Origin of the sequence: Desulfomicrobium macestii (assembly GCF_014873765.1) — a bacterium.
Taxonomy (GTDB): Bacteria; Desulfobacterota; Desulfovibrionia; order Desulfovibrionales; family Desulfomicrobiaceae; genus Desulfomicrobium; species Desulfomicrobium macestii.
The window spans coordinates 1-22,099 of sequence record NZ_JADBGG010000048.1 but is presented as its reverse complement, the minus strand read 5'-3'; the positions used below and the strand labels follow the sequence as shown (position 1 = coordinate 22,099).

The window sequence follows — 22,099 nt, the reverse complement described above, 5'->3', positions numbered from 1 at the left end:
AAAAGCAAGTTCAATATACCGATATCATTGATTTATTTCAAGTGCAAAATGTTTCAAAACTGTATATTCAATGCAACTTTTTCACGGATTTAGGTTAAAACCTCAAACCATATCCCATCTGCCGCATATCTCAGAACTTGCAGCATTTTATCTGAATCCGTATTGTGGTGTAATTTTTGTTTTTCTTTCATCCATTCGTTATACATGGATTTTAATTGTGGCTCTGATAGTGCGTAGAATGCGAAAAATATCAGCTGTTCTTCCTGTTCCGAGGCAACATCTTTCCAGATTGAATTGATATAAGCCCTTGTAAATCGCCCGTATTCTACTGAATCTTCAGCCATCAACTTGCTAATTTCTGTATCCAGTTGTTCTATGAAATACCTTGATACAGCCTCGCTAAGTTGATTCTTGTTCTTGAAATGATGGAGAAGTCCTCCTTTTGTGACCCCAGCCGCGTCAGCGACGGCCTGGATTGTGACAGCATTGGGGCCTTGCTCGGTGATGATTCGCGCGGCACACTCAATAAGCTTGCTACGGACTATTTCAGGTTGTTTTTTTCGTTTATGAGCTGTTGCCACAAGAGATCTCCACGTTTTTTCTTAAGTATAATCAGCTAGAATATAAACTAGTGATTAGTCATGTGTACTAAAAATATATCTGAAAATGCTTTTTATGATCAACATGGTTAATCGGCAAGCCTGTTCCGCGAAGCGAATTTACGATTATTTTGCGCAAGCGAGCGTAGCAAGTAGTAAACTCCGTTGTAAAGCTTACATTTGCTTTTCAAATTTGAACATTTCCTCATCATAATCAGTATCAAGTTTGTGATTTGGGTCAGTATGATATTTATTAAAAAAATCAACTATTTTAAATTTACACTTATTTACGTAAAAGTGTATATTTTTTTTCTCAAAATACGGGGTAACTGTTTCCCACACTTTTGTTTTTGGATGTTTTTCTTCGATTGCCTTCCAAGCCTTGTATCCAATTCCTCTGTCATGAAAACTAGATAATATGAAATATAATAATAGTTTGTTATGCTGAGTTGCTTCGTCGATAGATACAACTGCACCGCCAACAATATTATCATTCGAAATAATTTGATATACAATGGCACCAGCAGATTTAAATGACTCTTCGATATCTGAATCAGAAGGAATTGGCTCATCTAATGTATGTCCGAATTCCTTTTCTGCTGATATCCTAAAGGCTTCTTGTAAATCAGTCTTAAACTTCTCAAGTTCCGACTCATCTGCGATTCTGAGAATAACATTTGATTGGTTAACATCATTTTTCATAGTTTACTTCCTATTCTTGAGTTCTTTTCGCCGAAGGCATCCACCTAACCCTGCCGCTAAGCATACGTCTATACATGCTAAACCAATTTTTTATGTGTCCTATAAATCAGCATGAGTGCAACTCCAAGTGTCAGCAACTCCGCCAGCGGGACTGCCGCCCACACACCAGTAATGCCCATGAATATTGGCAACACGGTGACGCCGATCAGCACGAAGACCAATCCGCGCGCTGCGGAAATGATGATTGAAATCTTCGCTTTGCCCAGTGCGGTAAAGTAGGCAATAATCAGCACGTTGAGTCCGTTGAACAGAAATATGAAAGCGAAGAGCTGCAAGCCTTCGACTGCGATTTGGAATGCCTGGCTTTCGCTGCCATCGAAGAACAACAGGATCGCATGCCGCCCGAACACCTGTAGCACGATGAACACCATGGCCCCGATGCTCATGGTGATTATCGCGGCAATACGAAATAACCTCCTGACCCGCTGGTAGTTTCCAGCTCCGTAATTGTAGCTCAGCACCGGAATCAGGCCATCCGAAATGCCGAGGAACAGCAATATACCCGTGAAGTTGATGTAGTTGATGGCAGTGAACGCGGCCACTCCGTCGGCCCCCAAGAGGCGAACTACGGTGAGGTTGATGATCAGGATGCTGACCGAGGCCGCCATTTCCGAAACGCCTTCGGATGAGCCGTTGTAAACAGCACGTCGCAAGAGCGGCATGCGAAAACGACCTTTCAGCATCGACAGCCGCTGTCTGGGATTGAAGGTAATACAGCCAGAAATCAGCAACCCGATGGTGAAAGCGACGCCGGTGGCCACGCTCGCCCCAGTATTGCCCCAGCCCAGCCCGATCACGAAGAAGAAGGTAAGTAGCACATTGATCACCACGCTTAGCGACATGATGATCATCGAAAACCTGGGATGCCCTAGTGCCTTCAACATGGCGTCGGAATAAAAGCATAGGGTGCAGTGGCAAGGTGAACGGCGCTTCTGCTTGGCCGGTCCCTTGTCCATTTTTCTGAGCTGCCTATGCGGCAGTGAACTGCATAGCCACGGCCTCGGGGTCGTGATTGATTTTCTGAGCTGCCTATGCGGCAGTGAACGACCATCCACCGGACCAACGTCGCTACTTTTTTTTCTGAGCTGCCTATGCGGCAGTGAACGAAGCGACTACGAGCGCACGCGCTTTTCGTTTTTTCTGAGCTGCCTATGCGGCAGTGAACTTTCGGAATTGAACAAACGCGGCGATGCACTCTTTCTGAGCTGCCTATGCGGCAGTGAACTGGTTGGCGGCAAATACCCCATTGGCCTGGCTTTTCTGAGCTGCCTATGCGGCAGTGAACAAGGTGTCGGACGGAACGAACAGCGCGACGGTTTTCTGAGCTGCCTATGCGGCAGTGAACACGGTGTAGTCCGAGGTGCGCTTCTTCTCGCTTTTCTGAGCTGCCTATGCGGCAGTGAACGGAGTCGGCCACAAGATGCACCCCGGCGAACTTTTCTGAGCTGCCTATGCGGCAGTGAACGCGGGTGGCATGAGCAAGCAGAACATGCGCAATTTCTGAGCTGCCTATGCGGCAGTGAACTTCGCAAGCGTGTCCGCTGCGTTGGCCGTGAATTTCTGAGCTGCCTATGCGGCAGTGAACTGGGCAGAGGCGGTTGCCTGGCGCAGGGCGTCTTTCTGAGCTGCCTATGCGGCAGTGAACGTATCCAGCACCGCGCAGCGCACGCTTGGCTATTTCTGAGCTGCCTATGCGGCAGTGAACGAATCTAACCATCCCGAGCGTATCCTCGAAATTTTCTGAGCTGCCTATGCGGCAGTGAACTCTCGCGGTGCTCTGCGATCCGTGCTTCTATATTTCTGAGCTGCCTATGCGGCAGTGAACAAATAAATCTCTCCGCAAATATTGGGACGAATTTTCTGAGCTGCCTATGCGGCAGTGAACTTGTTTGCAGAGGTGTGGCTAAATACCGGAGCTTTCTGAGCTGTCTATGCGGCAGTGAACTGCTTGAGCCTGTCATCGTCCGCATGGCTGAATTTCTGAGCTGCCTATGCGGCAGTGAACGACGAAGTCCGGGGTCGCCTGTGAACATTGAATTTTTGAGCTGCCTATGCGGCAGTGAACGGATGACGGACCCGCGCTTGACGCGGCGGGGATTTCTGAGCTGCCTATGCGGCAGTGAACGGTACTGCGGGCATAAAATCGTATTTGGGCAATTTCTGAGCTGCCTATGCGGCAGTGAACGAAATGCTTGCCGATGGGCTGGCCATCGACCATTTCTGAGCTGCCTATGCGGCAGTGAACATCTTAAAGCCACACAGTGCGCTTGCCCTTAATTTCTGAGCTGCCTATGCGGCAGTGAACGTGCCGGCGGCGCAAAGAGGGCGAGACAGCCATTTCTGAGCTGCCTATGCGGCAGTGAACGCGTCACCTCCGGCGGATCAACAGGCGTGAGCTTTCTGAGCTGCCTATGCGGCAGTGAACGCGAGGCGCTGGCCGGTTTGCGCAAGGTGCTTTTTCTGAGCTGCCTATGCGGCAGTGAACCGAAACGAACGGATGAGGCGGAAAGCCATGGATTTCTGAGCTGCCTATGCGGCAGTGAACAAAATCTACGCCCTGCGCGGCAACCTGCAAATTTTCTGAGCTGCCTATGCGGCAGTGAACAGTGCCGCCTGTGTTGTCGCCATCGACATGATTTTCTGAGCTGCCTATGCGGCAGTGAACGCGTCACCTCCGGCGGATCAACAGGCGTGAGCTTTCTGAGCTGCCTATGCGGCAGTGAACGCGAGGCGCTGGCCGGTTTGCGCAAGGTGCTTTTTCTGAGCTGCCTATGCGGCAGTGAACCGAAACGAACGGATGAGGCGGAAAGCCATGGATTTCTGAGCTGCCTATGCGGCAGTGAACAACCACATGCCCCCCGTGGTCGTGGCGTTGCTTTTCTGAGCTGCCTATGCGGCAGTGAACTGTGTTTCACTGAGCAGACCATGGCGTTTCATTTTCTGAGCTGCCTATGCGGCAGTGAACGGGCGGATGTGGGAGGCGAGCTTGGCCGTAGTTTTCTGAGCTGCCTATGCGGCAGTGAACTCCGTTGTCTCGACAAATCCACGCCCCGGTGTTTTCTGAGCTGCCTATGCGGCAGTGAACCTCGGCGACTTTGTTGAACACGGTCCGCAGGTTTTCTGAGCTGCCTATGCGGCAGTGAACCCAAGCTGGCGTCGAGTGGCGCGATGCGTGCTTTTCTGAGCTGCCTATGCGGCAGTGAACGTCGGGTCTGGCTGGGTCTTGGCTCTTCGTCATTTCTGAGCTGCCTATGCGGCAGTGAACTCGATGTTCTTGGCGACACGCTTGATGCCCTTTTTCTGAGCTGCCTATGCGGCAGTGAACTCCGCGAAACTCGCAAACTCGAACTTGCCCGTTTTCTGAGCTGCCTATGCGGCAGTGAACCGCAGATCCCATTCACCGCCACCAAGCTGATTTTTCTGAGCTGCCTATGCGGCAGTGAACGCCGCCAAGCGTTGACGAGCGAAACCGGATATTTTCTGAGCTGCCTATGCGGCAGTGAACGAGAAGAACAAGGCCATGCCCTACCGCGTTCTTTTCTGAGCTGCCTATGCGGCAGTGAACGCGGGTGTGAGGGTACGGTTACGGTTACGTATTTTCTGAGCTGCCTATGCGGCAGTGAACGCGTTGGCCTCACGCGCCCCGATTGCGGGCTTTTTCTGAGCTGCCTATGCGGCAGTGAACAGATGCTCCAAGATGCGCTCACACTGGGTTTTTTTCTGAGCTGCCTATGCGGCAGTGAACCGCAATATCGGCATCATGGTAAATTTTGAGCATTTCTGAGCTGCCTATGCGGCAGTGAACACCAGCATGTACTTGGTGTTGTCGCCAGTCTTTTTCTGAGCTGCCTATGCGGCAGTGAACTCAAGCTCGGTCTGGATCGCGTTCGCCTTCTTTTTCTGAGCTGCCTATGCGGCAGTGAACAAGGAGACATTGCCCAGAGCCATTCGAAATCTCAAGGCAATTCACCATATTCTATTCTAGAACCTATTTTTCCTGATGATGTTTATTCTTCTGAAATCATTTGCCAAATTTTGCTCTTACAAAAAAAGGGTCAAAACCATGGGACAGTGGCCTCCCGGCTCAGGCCGTACGCATTAAAGACACCACTTCGAGCCATCACCTCCACCGGGCCAAAATGGAAGAACAAGCGGAAATGTTTTCCTGAACTGAGGCTTTTTATCTGCACATACGGAAGCTTCAGCGTTTCCGTCGCACTGTCCGGAATTTGTTGGGCTGCGGCTTCAGCATCCACGCCGTGACGCTTCATCATTCTGCGTCGCAGCCGATCCGGGTTGCTCTTGGCTTGAACGCGGTGCAGACTGCGATGTCCCACATTCGCAGGAATGGGCGCTATCGGCGTTTGGGCAACATGGTCGCGTATTCCAGTATTCCAGTTGATCTGCATCACGCGATCAAGAGCTGCGGCTGTCCCGTGAAGGCGTAAACGCGCTCCAAGCGTGCGGGCGTTGTCTCCATCCGGAAAACTTACCCCAACATCTCCGCTCCCCAATTCGGCCAAAGCCAGATGAAGTTTTCCAAACAGAACATTCATGAGCTGGGTTGGCGCGAATTCTGGGTCCGGTAAAAGATGAAATTCAATGTAATGGTCCATGGCTCAGTCCTTGTCGCCGAATACGCCGCCCCGAATCAATACAGCCATGACAAAGTGCTGCTGTTCCACGGCGGGAACCTTATCCTTCAAAATCCAGTTATCAAGCAGCGTGTAAAAGTCCGCCTTTGCCTTGGGCTGACGAAATGCTTTGCCCTGGGTGGTGACAGAACCATACGGTTCCACAGCGATAGGGCCAAGCTCGTTTGCTTCGGGATACCATGTGTCAATGGTGCGAATAGCATTGCCGATTTTCTGCGAATGGATGCCCGCGATATCATTCACGGCATACAATGTCTTGCTTTTGTCTCCGCGCCCCCTGTCCAAAATAAGTTCCTGCGATGGGAAAACTTCCTGTCCGTTACCCACGCGCACAAAAGCCGTGACTTGAAGCAACACGTGGGTCTCGCCACGCAGCCCTTGGGCGATGAGCGTCCCCAGTTCTTCAACGGATTTTTTTTCCGGATCGAAAGCATCGAAGGAGCGAAGGGGAAGCGCCAACGCGTTTACATTCCATGTTGCGCTGGGGAGTCCATTTTCCAGACGTTGGATGCGCACCGCCACCTGTTCGGCGCCAATCCGATTGCGCCACAAAAATCGACCATTGGCCAGATTAAAGGCGTACCGGCGGCCCAATTCCGAAAACGCATTGTCCGCGACATACGCACTCACAGTGGAGATGAGTTTGGCCCGATACTCCGGTTCGTTGCATGCCGACGGTAGGCCTGTTCCGGACAGCACGCGCAAGGTGAAACCAACCCTCAAGGTGTCATTGTCTGCCGAAAGCGTGGCTACATCCACGGTTTGCAGGTTGGGATTTTCAATGGCGGCATCGAGCTTTGCCGGATCTTGATCCTTTGCTTTCAGACGATTTGAAATAGTGCCACGCACGGATTTCTCACGAATTGCGATGGGCTGCCAGGATTGTTCCGTATCGCGGGCGTCCCACTTTCCGGAGAAAAACAGAGCATCGGACGGGTCTAACTTGCGTTCAAAGGCCAGAACAGAGGCGGTTTTGAGAGCAGTACTCATGATGAAAATCTCCTTATATAGTGAATGAAATTAAAGGGCTTGCGTATAATCGTTACAGCAGCGGTACAAACCGCTTTCGATATCCGATGAAGCATACCAAAGCATCTGGCGCACATCAGTCAGACGATGCGGGCCGAGCCATTGCCCGATGCCATACACGCTTTCCACAAACCGGAACGGCGTGGTCGTATCGCGGGCATTCATGACGGTTCCTGGTTCCTGCACGTCCGTCAGGGCCGCATATCCAAGAGGAATGGGCACAATCCAGCCGCTGGAACGGTCATGTCGCCACGTCACGGATTCCGTGCCTTCGTCGTTATTCGTAATCGAAGCGCTCCAGTTAATCCGAGAGAGATCGAGCCAGGCATCCAGTCGGGTTGCGTCCGAATTGTTGCCGTGCAGGAGTTGAAGCCGCTGATCCAGAAGATCATTGCGCTCCACTAGGCAAAAGCCGGGCAGCAAGGCGCGACGGATCTTCCGGAATTGCGCCAATCGTTTTTCGTCATCATCGGCCAATGCGATCAATTCCGGACGGCGGGAAAAGGAGCCCGGCAAAACCGTTCCTCCAGCAATGCGCATGCGTGAAACCAGTTCGGCAACATGCTTTACTACCCCGTTCCGCTCTTCGGACGATGCCGTCAGGATGCCTCCCCCAACGCCGAAGACCAGGGTCACATCAAGATGCACGCGGCCTTCCTCGACGATGGACGGTGGTTTCTTCTCATCATCCTTGTTTTTTAATTTTCTCAGCGGATTCCGCGTCAGGCAAAATGACTTGGTGAACCCTCCCTTGCTAACCTGTGGTTCGAATGCGTGGCACACAACGCCAACGGCATTCAGCAGCAACGGATATTTGTCGTTCATGGCGCGTTCCAGCGCCCACATCAGCCCCAAAAATGCGGTCATGGACGGGAAACCCCAGGTCATGGGCGCGGAAATCGCGTTAGCGTTCTGGATACGCAGGCGCGGCAGGATAAGCAGGCCGTCACTGTGCGGGCATTCAGACATGTTTGGCCTCCTTTTTACTATCACGCAGGTCAGACTTGACCTGACACCGCCACTCTTCGTCATCGAAGAGGTCCGCCCAGTAGTCATGCTCAATGTCACCCACCGGCAATGTGTCGCCAAGCATCGCGTTGAGCCAATTCCCAAAGCGGCGCTTGATCTCGTCCATCCAGGCCATGCGCTGCCATATTTCGGTAAAATCCGCGTCCTGCACAGCACGCTTTGGATCGAGCCAGCACTGTTCGGCTTCCACCAAGCGACAGCGAGAGTCCGCGCTCCAACCGGGAGGCAACGTACGGTACTCTTCCGCCAGTATGCGCACTTCTCCAAGGATGGAAGAGAGCGCCTCATCACGCCGATTGCGAGTAGCTTGTTTGGGAGCCGGATTTGATTCGAGAAATGTCCGCAAGTCCCGCACGAGAAATCTCACTTCCGCATTTCGGCCGAAGCGGTCGAATATGGATGTCGTCCCGTATGGCGGTTTCAGGCTTTGGGACCGCCACACCGGGGGGCAGGAGGCCAGAAGATAGTTGACGCCATGGCGCTCGTTGTTGAGCTGGCTGATATTTTGTGGCTTGGTGCCGCCCAGTTTCTGCTCGGCAAGATTTGGATATTCGTGAAGAACGTATTCACAATAGTGGGTATTTCTTCGTGCTTCGCGTGCGGCTTTGGTTTTTTCGCCAAATCGGTGTTTTTGGATAGTCGCATAGACGCTGTGGGCAAGAGAACTGGCGTAGAGAGGTGACAGCAGATGAAATTGCGCGTCCTTTAAAGGATCGTCTCCGACCAGCCAGTAAAGCTGCTTGGCCAGAGTGTGAGAGGCATTGTTGCCCGGACTGCGGTTCAAACCAAGAAAAGCGTGCATCCATTGGCGGGCAGTCTCTGCGTCGTCGGCGTGAAACGCGGCGATCACGGCTCCCTCGTCATTCCGCATCCAAGCCAGCAGGGGTTTGCCCTGATATTCCTGGATCAGAAATTTGTTCACGTCGAGGGCGGCCGCATTGCCGATTACATCGGCGCAATACGTGTCTCCCAAGAGGCGACTGCCGATAAGTTCGCAATTCGGCAACGTACTTGGCTGGCAATGTAAATTGGTGCCCCGTGCATCCGGATGAATCGCCTTCAGAGTGTGGGTCGCGGCCTGAATCTGACCTACTCGCCGCGCGGCATCAGCCAGCCATGTGTGGAGTTCATACTGTGCATGCAGTTCCTCGCGGGTGGGATCATCCGGCTTGAGTTTTTCCAGCTTAACATCCCGACGTGTGGCGAGGAAATCATCAATGACTTGCCGCAGTCCACGCACTGTTTCTGGATCAAGTTGATTCATGGATTCTCCTGTTCGTTTCATCATAATTTCAAATAAATTAGGCTGTGGTTCCAAATCCCAACGCCGGATGAAATGACCAGCCATTGGGATTCTCCGGCAAGGTGATTGTTCCGAATTTCTTGGCGCAGAACTCCAAACCCATGTCCATCTGCTCCGCCAGTTCCGTCAGGGCGGAAAAGTAATCGACATGCCCCCACGGCTGGACCGTCCCTGAAAAGTCGATCTCAATCCGGATCAATCGGGCATCCTGGGCCACATACGAGCGTTGACCGCGCTCATCACGAATTTCATGCAAAATCCACCCATCCTTATCCTCATCCGGTAATAGCACCAGATCGATATCCGGACGGATCTGTTTTCGAAACGGCTGCTCACGTTGCAATATGCCACAAAACATACTGCCCTGTTGCCGCCACCAGCTATATGCACCAACTGAAGCGAGAGCCTTTATTCCAGCCCGTTGTTCTCGTGCGCTCAGTTCCCGAGGAGCCTCGCCTTGCATGAGGTTGGCCAGGCGCTCGTGCTCCAGATCGACCAGATTTTCGGACGGTTTCAGCATTTCGGCGGAAAGAATGCGGGGGCGAGCGTCGATAATCTCATATTGGTCTGGTCGAAGCAGCTGCTCAAGAGCGTGGCTGCGAAGTTTACACTTCTCAGACTCAAAACCGGGTTTCTGAAAAGCCGGTTGGCCGGGATGTTCCAGGCTTTTGACATTACGGGTCAAGATGAGAACATTGGGTGTATCACAGGCTTCGGGACGATGCCTTCGAATACGTCCGGCAAGCTGGATGAGGGAACGCATGGACGATGGTTCGACCACGGCCCAGTCATAATCGTGATCACGGCCCACCTCGGTCACAGGGGAACCCAGGACCATGAAGATGTGTTCACATCCAGGTTCGGCATCCAACAAACGGCGGATTTCCGGCAGATCAAAAACAGCCAACGGTTGCTTCCGGTTCAGTACTGTATCCAGTCGATGTTCGATGGCAGAGCGCATCAGCAGCGGATATCGCGAATGATACACGCACAAATGCACGCGGACATGCGCGGGCAACTCAAGCCTGTACAAGGCCTGGGCGACGTCGCGCAGGGGGCCGATATTGGCCATACGCGCCAAACCGAAGCTGACGCGGGTTTTGCTGATGGGATCTCTCGTATGATGCTGTTCGTGCAAGCGCAAAGCGCCGTCCAGGATAATCCGGGTATATGCCAAGCGGATCTCGTGCGGCTGCTTGGACGCGATGGACACAGGGAGCAAGGCGGCCCGACGCAGCACTGGAGCCTTGCCGATCATGCTGGCGCGCTTGCCGACAAAAACGCCATGGGCGAGCATGAAGGCATTTACGTCCGCGCAATCATGAACCGATACTTGGAATTCATCGACCCACACACAGCACACGTCAGCTTCCTCGCCAGGACGCTGCCCCCGGTTGCGCTGAAAAATGCGGCGGCCTTCGTGGTACGCCTCGAACATGCCCTGAACCAGGGCGGGAGGCAGGGTTGCCGAAGATATGAGCACTCTGGACCCGAGCATGCCGGCCCAGTGCATGAGCCTGGCCACGGCGGGCAGGTCTCCGATGTCATAGTCATCCAGTTCATCCAGGACGAGATCGCCGCTCAAAAGACGGAGCATGGGCAAGATTTGGTGGCCGCCGCGCACGCTTTCCGTGGCCGGAACTAGGTGGTCGATGGTGCAGGTCAAGAGCGGCGCGGCCAGCAGCGCCCGCGCATTGGACTCGTTCAGGATGCGCCGCAACACGGGATGGGCGTCTGCGTTGCCTTCAAACATCACGTGTCCCTCATCGGGAAACAGACTTTGGGCAGACTCCGCACCACCGGCTTCCTCGGCGTAATGATCGAACAACTCCCGGCTGGCCGCGCCGCCAACCTGAATAGCCACTTCATCTTCGCCCAGATGCAAGCGTTCGCGGTACTCACGCCCGGTTTGCAGGGTCAGGGTACGCAACCCCAGGGCGAAGGCGCAGCGCATACCCTTGACTGGATCAGCCAGGGCATAAAAAATACGCGCATTGCCCAAGGTTTTGCCGCAGCCCGTTGAAGCCATGTTGACGATGAATGCTCCCTGAGCGGCCGTACGGACGCGGATGCTTTCGGCCAGCTCAGCGGCTTTGTCCTGCCAGCGGAAGCGCTTGATGGCGCTACGTTGCCGCAGCCCTCTGTGTCGGGCCAGACGTGGCAACTCCTCGGCCAATTTGGGCAAAGCGTGGACAATCTCGCCACAGAGTTTTTCCACGCCCAATAGATGCTCGTCGAGTTGCTGACTGAGTTGGCCAGTTTTGCGGTTTGTGTTGGCATGAAGCGGATATCCGGCCTCGCCTTTCAAACGGTCTTCAAGGTTGGAGCGACTTGAGTATTCATGGTCAGCCAACGTCAACGCCAAGCGAGCCAAATGCATTACATAAGGATTTTCCAGGCTTTGCGTGATTTGGCCTGACGGGCATTCCATCAGTTTGCGGGCGCACTTGGCCGCGCGTTCCCGCCATGAAGACAGATCAACCGGCAGACCGTGCTTGAAGTGCCAATAGGCTTTGAGTTCTTTTGGATCGGATATGTTGAACTGCTCATTCCACCCGGCAGTTATGCTAAATGGAATGGCTTCCAGCATTGCCGCCTGCAATCCGTCACTGTCTCCCATAGGTCGGATTGGAAGCCGATGATGGGTCACGATCAGCCACCCTACAGCCTGAGCCAGGGGTGGCAATGAGCGGAACGGTTCCGGCGAGGTCGCCCCGCAACCGTCGGCCTGTAGAAATTTCAGGCAGTCAACGGCAGTGATATCCTGTCGAGTCAGTCGGGCCAGCCATGCCAGATCGTCGTCCTGGCCGACAAATGCCTGAAAAATACGCAGGGAAATCCACTCATGGCGCAACAGATTGCGTGTAGCGACGCCGGTCGGTTTCAGACGTTGCTGAAACTGGGCGCAGGCTTTGCCCATGTCGTGCAACAGGGCGGCCAATGTTGTGAGCAGATGGATTTCACGCAGGGTGTGCCAGTCATTTTCGTCCTTGGTACGGAGGATGTTTCTGGACGTTTCGTTTGTCGGGACGGCCCCTTGCGCATTGAATCGATCCGATGCCCCAACAATCCACAACAATTCACTGTGATCGATGCCCCTAATCCAATAGCAGGCAACCGCAGTATTCTTTCGCGCTGTCTTACGCAGCAGTCGACGCAGTGTATCCAGCCCAGCCCGCGTGATGGCCGTTTGCCACGTCCGCACTCCCCGACGTTCCGAGAACTGATCCAAAATACGCTGCGTTTCCTTGATGGCGTTCCCGGAACACTCGGAAATAAGGAGAATGTTCATTCAACCATCCTTGCCGTATTCAAGGCTACGTCCTTGACCGTGTCGATCATGAAGTCGAGGGCTTCACAGCGGGTGAATACATCAATGCACGCCTGTCGAAAGGTTTGCTCATCGTCGCCGCGCATGGCCGAAATGAACACTTGCGGCAGGATCATGGCATCTTTGACCAGATCCGCCACATCAAAGACCAAGCCGCCACGTCGGGTTTTGCCGTGCATCACGGCCAAGCCATGCGGAATACCCAACACCCATGTCGCGGTAGCTCCCAGTCCGTAGGCCAGATAATTGCCGTGATCGAGCAGCCTGTTGGCGGGGTCTGTCCCGCCTCCTCGTTTTTCCCGCGCGAACTGACCATAGCCCACAGCCCGTGCCGCAAGCCTGAAAAGCTCTTTGGACAAACGCGCTTCTTCGATCAGCAACATCATCGGCTCCGGAGCCTGCTGAAAGGCATTACGCACATCTTCCAGGACAGCGCCCAACCGCTGGGTATCGACACTATACTCCACATCACCGAATGTTCTCGGTTTTGTCCAAAGACGCTCAATGCACTGAAGACGTGCATATTGGAATGCTTTGGCTGCACTAAGACGCGCTGAATCATTGAACCAGAATTTAACCCAGGCTTGCAGATACTGTGTCGGCCGGTATTCGCTTTGCGGAGACATCCAGGATACATCGACCTCCTTTTCATTGATGCTGAATAGCGGGGTGCCGCCACCTCCACAAAAGCCAACCATAACTCCAGCCTTGCCAAGCTCGCGCATAGCAGCTTGGGTAATGGATGTTCCAGTACCTAGAAGCACGGTGGTCGTGTTGGCGATAGGAATGTTCCAGTAAAGGGATTTCTTCCCGGCATCGGTAACATACTCTACGCGGCCGCCGTGAACCAGCACTCGACAATGTTCAAGGTAATAGATGTTCGCCCGCTTCGAGTGAAGAATTGTCTTGAGATCTGAAGCAACGATGTCTTTTTTCATTTTTGTTCGGCCACAAATCTCATCCCATACCTCCCCGCCATCCCCCGCACCTTCTCCATAGCCTCCTCCTTCAGCCACTCCGGCTCCAGCACCTCGAAATCCGCACCCCAGCGCATGGCCCACCACAGGACCTCTCTTGGTTCGGTCACCTTCACCTCGAAGATCAGGGAGCCATCGGCATTGTCCATGATGGTCTGGTTGGGATGTCGGTATTCCTCGCGGATGTATGGGGCCGCGAATGGCGAGAACCATATCCTCACCGTTTCAGGCTCTCTGTCTGTGGCAAACTGACAGAACGAGCTCATGCGGCGCGCCTCGTAGACGTAGCCTCGCTCGTTCGAGAAAATTATCTCAGTAGGCCAAATCTGCTTGATCCGACAGACCTTGAAGCAGCGAACCGCCTTGCGCTTCCAGTGGTAGCCGTCCAAGTAAAGTGCACCTTCAAGAACATAGAGTTGATACGGATCGACTTCATATTCCACCGGGTTGGCGTGCGGCTTGTGGTACTCGATCCGGACCCGCCGACGCTCCGTGATGGCCTTGAAGAGGCCGTCGACCACCTCCTTCTTTTCCTCCGACATGCGCGGGCAGCTCCGGCCCCTTCAGTAGTGCGGAGCAGGCCGCCACCATGGAGGCTTTGTTCACCACCAGAAGTTTGGTTGCAGCCTTTCTGGCGCACGAGGCCAGGAAGGATTCCTGCAGCCCACCGAGTCGACCAACTGCCAACACGATGGCTAGACGCTCATCCAGCGTGAGATCCGGTGCGGTCAGGAAAGCGTCTTTTTCAACAACATGTCGGCGAGCCTTTTTGTCGAAATGGAATTCCACACCCAAACCTTTGAGCAGGGTGCAGTACCTGCCATAAGCCGACTTCTCGACTCCGAGTTCCTGCCGGATTTCCTTGGGCGGTTTGTCCGGGGATGCCTTGATGGCCATGTAGAGATGGAGAATTCGCTCCAACTTCGTTGAATCATAGCTCCTTGTTCCCATCGTATGGCCCTCCAGCAGGTTTCGCAGCAAGCACAAAACAACAGATCTTCCCCGGCAGTGGGGAAGATCCCATTGCGTAGACGGGAGAAATCTTTTTTATGAATGTGATTGCCGAAAATTGGAATGAAAGACAAGGAGGATCAGTATGTATGACGGAATGTGTGTGATATTACTGAAATTTAGTATTTTCTCAGTGAATGTGTATGATGCGATTTGCTTTGTATGACATAATTGAATTTTTAGTCCGAAATCGCATAAAAAACTCACTCACGTGCAGAGTGGCGCGAGGGATCTGGATCTGTGAACATCCAGCAACATGATCACAGTGGTCAGGGATCACACAGGGCGGTGGGGTCAGGCCTGCTTTTGACGAAACTTTGCCCGACTTGCATCGGTCTTCGATCACAAGTGGGCGCAGTTCGTTTTCTAGGTTCGATAGAGCCTGCGTGGAAAGAGGGACAATGTGGAGGACGCGAGCTTTCATCTTTGCCGACGGAACACGCCACTCCTGGCGTTCAATGTTGAGTTCTGACCAATCGGCATGCCGCAGCTCGCCAGGGCGAACGAAGAATAGGGGGGGCTAGGCGGACACGAAAAATCGCGCGATGCCCCCAGAAGCTGGAGGGGTCGAGAGCAAAACTGAAAGGATCTGCGCATGGCGGCTTGCAGGCAAGTTAGGATTGGCGGTTGTTTTCTGGAGAAAGGGCACAAAAAAAGCCCACTTTCGTGGGCAAATTTTGTTACGTGGTGGAGGGAACGCCGACCTACCGCAAAACAGTCTCAAAGCCCACGCTCCTCGTAACTACTTGATAATAAACGCCGAAATCATCTCGCACAACCACTTCCCGCCAACCCGACCAGAGAAACGATTTTCTCCCATGATTTCCCGGCACCGGACGAGGGTGACGGGTTTGCAGTAAAAACGGATACCTGGCGTTGAGCCGCAACAACTTCGAATCTGGTTTTCGGACGCCGGTTCGGTTCCCAAATCAGAAATCGAACAGTTCGCCGAGCAGATTCTTTCGTTTGTGGTGCTTGTGTTTGTAATCGTGATGGCGGTCCCCCTGGGCATAACGCTGCTGGTCGCGCCCAAGATCCTGATAGGGTTCTTTCCGGACCGGTGCAGCCTCCTGCGTCGACCGTTCGATGATCTTGTCCAGCTCGCCACGATCCAGCCATACCCCGCGACATTCAGGGCAATAATCGATTTCAATGGACTGTCTTTCCGTCATTACCAGATTGGTTTCTTTGCACACCGGGCATTTCATTGCACGTCTCCTTTCTGTTAAATAAAACATGAGCATAAACTCGTATCATTTTTTTGCCAAACTCGTCTATTCCAAACCTGCTTGCCATTGATGCCGCATGGCCGGACAACTCGTGTCGCAACGTGTCATTTTCCAGCAGGAGCTGTACTTTTTCTGTCCAGGCGGAGATATTCTGCATCGTTTTAAATCCGGTCATGCCGTCAACAACAAAATCATCGATGCCGCTGGCCCTGATCGACACAACGGGCATTGCGCTTGCCATCGCTTCAAGGATAACCATCCCTTGTGTTTCCGAGGTGGACGCGAAAACAAAGATATCGCCCAGGCTGTAGTAGGCTGGCATGGTTTCGGGAGGAACCGCGCCTGGAAAGAGCACGGTATCCTGTAAACCTAAAGTCTCGGCCATCTTATAAAGACGTTCCCGCTCAGGGCCTTCACCAATAAGAACAAGCTTGAATTTCCGCGAACAATGCTTTGTCAGACGGGAAACCGCTTCGAGCATGAAGTCTATGTTTTTCTCGGCGCTCAATCTGGAAACACTCAACAGCACCAGTTCATCGTTTGCTATGCCAAGCTCAGCGCGCAATCGGGCTCCTTCCAGTTCAGACAGTTTGGCAAACTTGTCGGTTTCGATACCTGTAGGCACGACGAACACGGGAGTCTTCACGCCAATCATGCGAAGATAATGCTCAGAAGCTTCCGTAGGAACGACGATGGCGTTGCATCGGTTGCCGAGCCGCCGCACCAGCGCGTGGGAAAGAAAATTACGAAACAGGGCTTTGGGCAAAGGGACTGCGTAAGAAAAATGTTCCAGCCGTGTATGGTAGGTGTAGACCGCCGGTATCATTAATCGCCTTGCCATCCAGAGTCCTACTGTTCCCATCCAGTAGGGATGTTGGATATGAATCACGTCAGGCGCGAATTCGCGCACTTTTCTGATTGCCGCCAAGGAGAAAATGTTTGGCACCACGATCCCCTTGTCGGCCGCTTGCCTAAAAAGACAAGGAAGCCTGAAGACATCACGTTCTACCGGCGGCTCTACGCTTTGTTCGTATTGTGGTGCCAGAATCAGGACGTTATGCCCCAGTTTTTTGAGAACTGTAGAGAGTCGATGGATCGAAATCGGAACGCCGCCAATAAAGGGCAGATAGCTATTGGTGAACATGGCGATCTTGATCTCTCGATCAAGATTCGGTTCGGATGGCTGATTGAAATCAGGATAGTAATCCCGTTCTTTCAACAGGAGTGAATATAGCCAGTAAGCGCTGACAATGAGAAAGCAAACAATAAGCAGGTAATTGAGATAACCGACATAGAACAGCGAATGAATAAAAAACCAGATGCTTTCAACTGTACGAAAGACCGTGTGCTGTCCGATATTCAGCCTGACAGGTTCGATATCCACCTGGCTCCGGCTGACCTGGACCTTCACGTAATGATAAAAACTGCGATCATTGTTGAGAACAAATCCACCTGCGCCACCCGTCACAACATAAGGTGTACCGTTGTATTCCTGGACTGAAAAGAGCGGCAAATTCGACGAGAAGACCGCTTTTATTCTGGAATCCCGAAACATGGGCATGAGAAGACTACGGAATTCCTCATCTGACAGATAATCATCTTCGAAATCGAATGTGCCTTTTTTGTCAACCGGCAGAAGAGGATGCCCGACGAAAAGGAAAACATTCTGATTCGGACCGACTTCAAGCTCTTCCTCCAGCCAGCGGGCCTGCCACTTAAAGGAGGTTTTTCCGGAGCTGTCGAGAAAGATAAATCTGCTGTTCCCCGCTGAAAATGCGAAAACATATGGCCCGTAGTGGTCATAGTATCGGAACCCACCAAAAGTGCCGTGCTCGTTATCGCCAAAAGTCAGGAGATAGGGTTTTTCAAGATGACCCATGGTCCGGTGCAGTGCGCGGTATTTATCTTCGCCCGCACCGCTGACCGCGTTTCCGGCGGAAACGACAAACGCTACATCGCTCTGGTTGAGTTCGGGAATGATCTTTCGCTCAAAAATGCCCACAGAGTTATTGATGTTTCCAACAACGGCGAAACTGAACGTCTCTTCTCCATGCAGAATCGATTCGACGCTCTCAACCTGTTCAGCATGGACGGCACCGTAGTCCTGTTCAAAGAAATTGAGGTAGATCTTATAGAAAATAACCAGGAACAGAATAAGCATGTTCAGATAGAAGAGCGCCCGCCACCATGACAATCTAGCCATTGCCAATCCTCCAACGGGTCAGCTCATGCAAGGTTACGGGGATTCCAATAAGCATGCCGAGGTAGATGGTCAAAAACCGCCAAACCAGTATGATGCCGACCAGTTCGGACGCATGAATGAGCGAGGCGAAAAACAATCCGAAAACACCCTCGGCAAATCCAGCACCTCCAGGCGACGGCGCGAAATACATGATACAGGTCGACACCACCAGTAGGCCGGTGGTTGTAAAGTAATTCGTCTGATAGCCCGCGCCCCAGAACAGTACAGAGGGGAACGAAAACAAAGAAAGGAGGAAGATAAAGGTAAAGAAAACGGAGAGGAATACGTATTTCATGTCCCCCCGAACGTAAATTTTCAAACAGCGCGAGAATCGTACCGCTTCCCTGAGAAATTTAGCTTTGATACGCCGCGTTCTTTCATGGCTGGTGAGGCGCAACCAGACCAGCCCTTTGGCGGCCAGGTCGAAGAGCCGCAGCAGCCAGCGTAGACGAAACAACAACACGAGAAAACAGGCGAGGTAGCCGATGGCGACACTGGCCAAAATCCAGCCGACACTGGTCATCATGCCGCCATCCCGGAAATACGGCATTCCCGCGACAAGGAACGGTATGGGGAGAAAAATCAGAAACATCGCAATAAACGTTCGAATGGTTGTCGCCGCCGTGGCCGTGCCAATCGAAACGCCACGTCGATAAAGAAACCAAACCTGGGCAAAACCTCCGCCAGTCGCCATGGGGGTAATATTGGAAAAAAGAATATTGATGAACGTCAGTTTGCCGAGGTTTCCTGCGGCGAGGTTGTGCCCCGACGCCTTGAGAATGAAGTGCAGGCGCAGTGCATCACTGACAAAATAAATCGTCAGAAGCAGGACGAGTGCGGAAATAACCGGCCAGGACCACAGGTGCTGATTGATAGAAAATGACTGTGCGCCGACCTGCCGATAAATAAAAAAAGGCACGCCACAGCTCAACCCAAGAAACAGTAAGGCGTAAGCAGTCCAGCGAGCCGAAACTGCCTTTTTTGTATCCTGCCGCGAGGTTTCCAGGCCTTTTACGCTCACCGACCTACGCTTCATGCCAGTACCGTTGTAACCAGGTAGGCTGTGTAACCAATGTAACAGGCCAGCAGCACCGCGCCCTCGATGCGATTGATACGTCCCGGCCCACGAAAACCGTAGCCGAAAACGAACAGCGATAGGGTCAGGACGGCCATCACCAGTATGTCGCGGTTGAAGACCTCCGGCCCGACCGCCATGGGATGAATTGCGCCAGCGATACCCACCACCGCCAGGGTGTTGAACAGGTTGGAGCCGAGGATATTACCGAGGGCGATGTCATGCTCCCCCTTGCGGGTGGCGATAATCGACGAGGCGAGCTCCGGCAGCGAGGTGCCGACCGCGACGATGGTCAGGCCGATAATCAGGTCGCTGACCCCGAATCCATGGGCGATCTCCACCGCGCCCCAGACCAGGATGCGGGAGCTCACGATAAGCGACACCAGACCCACCACCAGCCAGAAGACCGCACGGCGGATCGGCATGGCGCGGACGTCGAGTTCCTGCTCCATCTCGCTCCCAAGCGCATCGGCTTTTTTCTGCATACCCTGCCAGATGGTCCAGGCCATCAACCCGCCGAATACACAGAGCAATACCACAGCATCGAACCGGGTGATCTCGCCATCCCAGAGTTGCCATGCCGCCAGGGCAGTCACGCCGGTGAGGATTGGCAGTTCCTTGCGCAGCACCTGCGAATGTACGGCGATGGGACTGATCAAGGCCGTCACCCCCAGGATCAGGGCGATGTTGGTGATGTTCGAGCCGTAGGCGTTCCCCAGCGCGATGCCCGGGTTACCCTGCGAGGCGGCCAGCGCCGACACCACCATCTCCGGCGCGGAGGTGCCGAACCCGACGATCACCATGCCGATCAACAGCGGCGGCATCCCGAAATGGCGGGCGGTGGAGGCCGATCCCTCCACAAAACGGTCGGCGCTCCAGACGAGAAGCGCCAAACCAAAAACAACAGCGAAAAAGGGCAGTGTCATACCGCCCCCCTTTTTATATCAGACTGTCCAGCAAGGCTCTTGATCAGCCCCGCGACGATCTTCCGCAAATGGTTGTACCACTCGTTCATCTTCTGTTTAATGGTTATCAGCAGGTTTTTTTGTGTCTCTTCAATGGATAGGGCCTTGCCTTGAATCTGCAGGCTTATTCGTTCGGCCCGCAAGGCCGGATCGGGATGGCTGGAAAGAAAGGAATGGCCACTACCCAGACCGGCAAGTTTGTTCAAGGCCGAAACCGCATCCTCCGGCGCATAACCTTGCGCCTTGAGGAACGACAGGCCATAGTCATCCGCCACTTTCTCCTCAAGCTGCGAGAATTGCGCCGCCGTCAAACGTTGCACCAAACCTCCCAGTTGCGAGCGGGCAATATCCGCCACCGCACCCTCCTGCGCCGCCAAACCCTTGCGCAGGGCGCTGGCGGCAAAGGCAAGGCGTAACTGTTTGGCGGTATGCTGTTTCACGATGTGTCCCATTTCGTGGCCGATCACAAATCGAAGTTCGCCATCATCGAGCATATCCATCAGTCCGCTGAAGATCCGGATAGATCCGTCCGCCATGGCAAAAGCATTCACCTCGTCGCGCAAATACACCTTGTAATTGAAGGTATAGCCATCCTGTTCATGCAGATCGCCCACCAGCGACCGCAACCGCTTGGCATACTGGTTTTCGGCCGGAGCAACAGCATGTTCGTTGTCCATTAAGGTTGATGATTTTCCGGCTAACTCCACCACATCCTGGTCGGAAAGGGTGACGGCTTTAAAGGCGTCGACTCCAGCCTCGGTGGCCAGTTGCATGTCGGTATTCTCGCAGCCAGTGAGAAGCACGACCAACCCGGTCGCCAGCAAAAGAGGAAGAAGGCGTTCGCGCCAAACCCGAAGTGCAATCCTTTCTCTCATGAGTATATCCCTGAATCCGTGAATAAGTGTTGCCAACGTTGTTGGCTCGAAATCTCAACCATATTTTTCGAAAATCCAGGCGACTTTCGACCTGAAAATTTTCAACTGAAGGACAATTGTCGCTTCGCAAGCTCCGAGAACCGACTTTTTGCAGTTTTCAGACGCACTACTCCTAGGAATGCAGCCTAATGACCATCTCGTTACGCCGTCTTGAGACGATAGAACAGGTCAGAGACCACCTTGAACCATGGCTCCGGGCAGGAGACATGCAGAATTACCTTGCGTGCATGGCGGGTGATCCTGGCGCAAATGCTCATCATGCTCCGCATGACTGTCTTGGTTCTTCGGCGGTTGGCTTTTTTCAGCCCCAGCATCCGAGCCACAACCAAATCCACGGAGGCTACCCGAAGCATGTTGTAGACCAGCATGCCCAAGCGCAGGAAGGCGGCATTCACGGCAAACTTGCCCGACGGCAGGCGTTCCATGTCCATCTCGGTCTTGAATTCCCCGTGATGCTGCTCGCTGGTGCCCCGCTTGCGATACAGCTTCAAAGCTTGGTCGGCATCAAATTCCAGGTTGGTCCACAAAACGCAGACGCGGACCTCTGGAATCATCATGAACACACCGTCCTTGCTCAACACTTCCGTGACCTCGAAAATCTGGCGGACCGCCCTTTTCTTTTTGCCGATCTCACGCATCACGAAGCCCCGGTAGATCCGGCCTTTTTCTCTGGACGTTGCGAAATTCTCTACTTTCTGCGCATGTTCCTTGGCCGTGGCGAGCCAGCCGGTCACCGGTTCCCTGCGCAGATTGTGCTTGATGATGAAGCCGGTGCGCGACTGAGTGCAAAGAGTCTCCAGACGCTCCTTGCTGTCAAATCCGCTGTCAGCGACCACGAGAACATTCGCTTCCACCATGGACTTGGCGTACCCGAGGCTCTCCAGGATGAACTCATCCGTGCCCTCGCAACTGGAATGGCTCGATCCGGGACGAAGCTTGCCGTTGACCATCCAGCCG

General features: G+C 53.4%; 17 protein-coding genes and 1 CRISPR repeat array. All 17 genes read right to left on the bottom strand.

The features are described from left to right. Nucleotides 1–89 precede the first annotated feature (89 nt). On the bottom strand, nt 90–581 hold the full coding sequence (locus H4684_RS21205) for a TetR/AcrR family transcriptional regulator (RefSeq protein ID WP_192624958.1): 492 nt from the start codon (nt 579–581) through the stop codon (nt 90–92). A 192-nt stretch (nt 582–773) separates the two neighbouring features. After that, nucleotides 774–1,301: a GNAT family N-acetyltransferase gene (locus tag H4684_RS19080; protein WP_192624957.1), complete on the bottom strand. Its 528-nt coding sequence runs from the start codon at nt 1,299–1,301 to the stop codon at nt 774–776. Nucleotides 1,302–1,378: 77 nt separating this feature from the next. Next, entirely contained in the window at nt 1,379–2,317 is a 939-nt protein-coding gene (locus tag H4684_RS19075) for an MATE family efflux transporter (RefSeq protein ID WP_225940559.1), read from the bottom strand. Between the two features lies 1 nt (nt 2,318). After that, nucleotides 2,319–5,286: a CRISPR direct-repeat array (repeat unit 28 nt; unit sequence TTTCTGAGCTGCCTATGCGGCAGTGAAC). 130 nt (nt 5,287–5,416) lie between these two features. After that, nucleotides 5,417–5,977: a type I-F CRISPR-associated endoribonuclease Cas6/Csy4 gene (gene cas6f, locus H4684_RS19070; RefSeq protein WP_192624956.1), complete on the bottom strand. Its 561-nt coding sequence runs from the start codon at nt 5,975–5,977 to the stop codon at nt 5,417–5,419. 3 nt (nt 5,978–5,980) lie between these two features. Beyond that, the gene (gene csy3 / locus H4684_RS19065; RefSeq protein WP_192624955.1) at nt 5,981–7,006 is read right to left on the bottom strand and encodes a type I-F CRISPR-associated protein Csy3; all 1,026 of its coding nucleotides are present in this window, start codon (nt 7,004–7,006) and stop codon (nt 5,981–5,983) included. 30 nt (nt 7,007–7,036) lie between these two features. Next, the gene (gene csy2 / locus H4684_RS19060) at nt 7,037–8,014 is read right to left on the bottom strand and encodes a type I-F CRISPR-associated protein Csy2 (RefSeq protein WP_192624954.1); all 978 of its coding nucleotides are present in this window, start codon (nt 8,012–8,014) and stop codon (nt 7,037–7,039) included. Continuing rightward, a complete protein-coding gene (gene csy1 / locus H4684_RS19055; protein ID WP_192624953.1) occupies nt 8,007–9,338 on the bottom strand; it encodes a type I-F CRISPR-associated protein Csy1 in 1,332 nt (443 codons plus the stop codon). Before csy1 ends, csy2 begins: the two co-directional genes overlap by 8 nt. Nucleotides 9,339–9,375: 37 nt before the next feature. Then, the gene (gene cas3f, locus H4684_RS19050; protein WP_192624952.1) at nt 9,376–12,669 is read right to left on the bottom strand and encodes a type I-F CRISPR-associated helicase Cas3f; all 3,294 of its coding nucleotides are present in this window, start codon (nt 12,667–12,669) and stop codon (nt 9,376–9,378) included. Then, nucleotides 12,666–13,646 carry a type I-F CRISPR-associated endonuclease Cas1f gene (gene cas1f / locus H4684_RS19045; protein ID WP_192624951.1) on the bottom strand — a complete coding sequence of 327 codons (981 nt, stop codon included), beginning with the start codon at nt 13,644–13,646 and terminating at the stop codon, nt 12,666–12,668. Before cas1f ends, cas3f begins: the two co-directional genes overlap by 4 nt. After that, nucleotides 13,643–14,227 carry a helix-turn-helix transcriptional regulator gene (locus H4684_RS19040; RefSeq protein ID WP_192624950.1) on the bottom strand — a complete coding sequence of 195 codons (585 nt, stop codon included), beginning with the start codon at nt 14,225–14,227 and terminating at the stop codon, nt 13,643–13,645. Before H4684_RS19040 ends, cas1f begins: the two co-directional genes overlap by 4 nt. After that, on the bottom strand, nt 14,118–14,636 hold the full coding sequence (locus H4684_RS19035; RefSeq protein ID WP_192624949.1) for a hypothetical protein: 519 nt from the start codon (nt 14,634–14,636) through the stop codon (nt 14,118–14,120). Before H4684_RS19035 ends, H4684_RS19040 begins: the two co-directional genes overlap by 110 nt. Before the next feature lie 989 nt (nt 14,637–15,625). Beyond that, entirely contained in the window at nt 15,626–15,868 is a 243-nt protein-coding gene (locus H4684_RS19030; protein WP_236608390.1) for a TFIIB-type zinc ribbon-containing protein, read from the bottom strand. Next, complete coding sequence (locus H4684_RS19025; protein WP_192624948.1) at nt 15,846–18,128, bottom strand: glycosyltransferase; 2,283 nt, start codon at nt 18,126–18,128, stop codon at nt 15,846–15,848. The genes H4684_RS19030 and H4684_RS19025 overlap by 23 nt, the downstream gene beginning before the upstream one ends. Then, the gene (locus H4684_RS19020; RefSeq protein ID WP_013514593.1) at nt 18,121–19,203 is read right to left on the bottom strand and encodes a lysylphosphatidylglycerol synthase transmembrane domain-containing protein; all 1,083 of its coding nucleotides are present in this window, start codon (nt 19,201–19,203) and stop codon (nt 18,121–18,123) included. The genes H4684_RS19025 and H4684_RS19020 overlap by 8 nt, the downstream gene beginning before the upstream one ends. Continuing rightward, the gene (locus H4684_RS19015; protein WP_013514592.1) at nt 19,200–20,168 is read right to left on the bottom strand and encodes a calcium/sodium antiporter; all 969 of its coding nucleotides are present in this window, start codon (nt 20,166–20,168) and stop codon (nt 19,200–19,202) included. The genes H4684_RS19020 and H4684_RS19015 overlap by 4 nt, the downstream gene beginning before the upstream one ends. Then, entirely contained in the window at nt 20,165–21,082 is a 918-nt protein-coding gene (locus H4684_RS19010) for a M48 family metallopeptidase (protein ID WP_192624947.1), read from the bottom strand. Before H4684_RS19010 ends, H4684_RS19015 begins: the two co-directional genes overlap by 4 nt. Nucleotides 21,083–21,282: 200 nt before the next feature. After that, a partial coding sequence (locus H4684_RS19005; protein WP_192624946.1) for a transposase occupies nt 21,283–22,099 on the bottom strand: 817 nt, incomplete at its 5' end.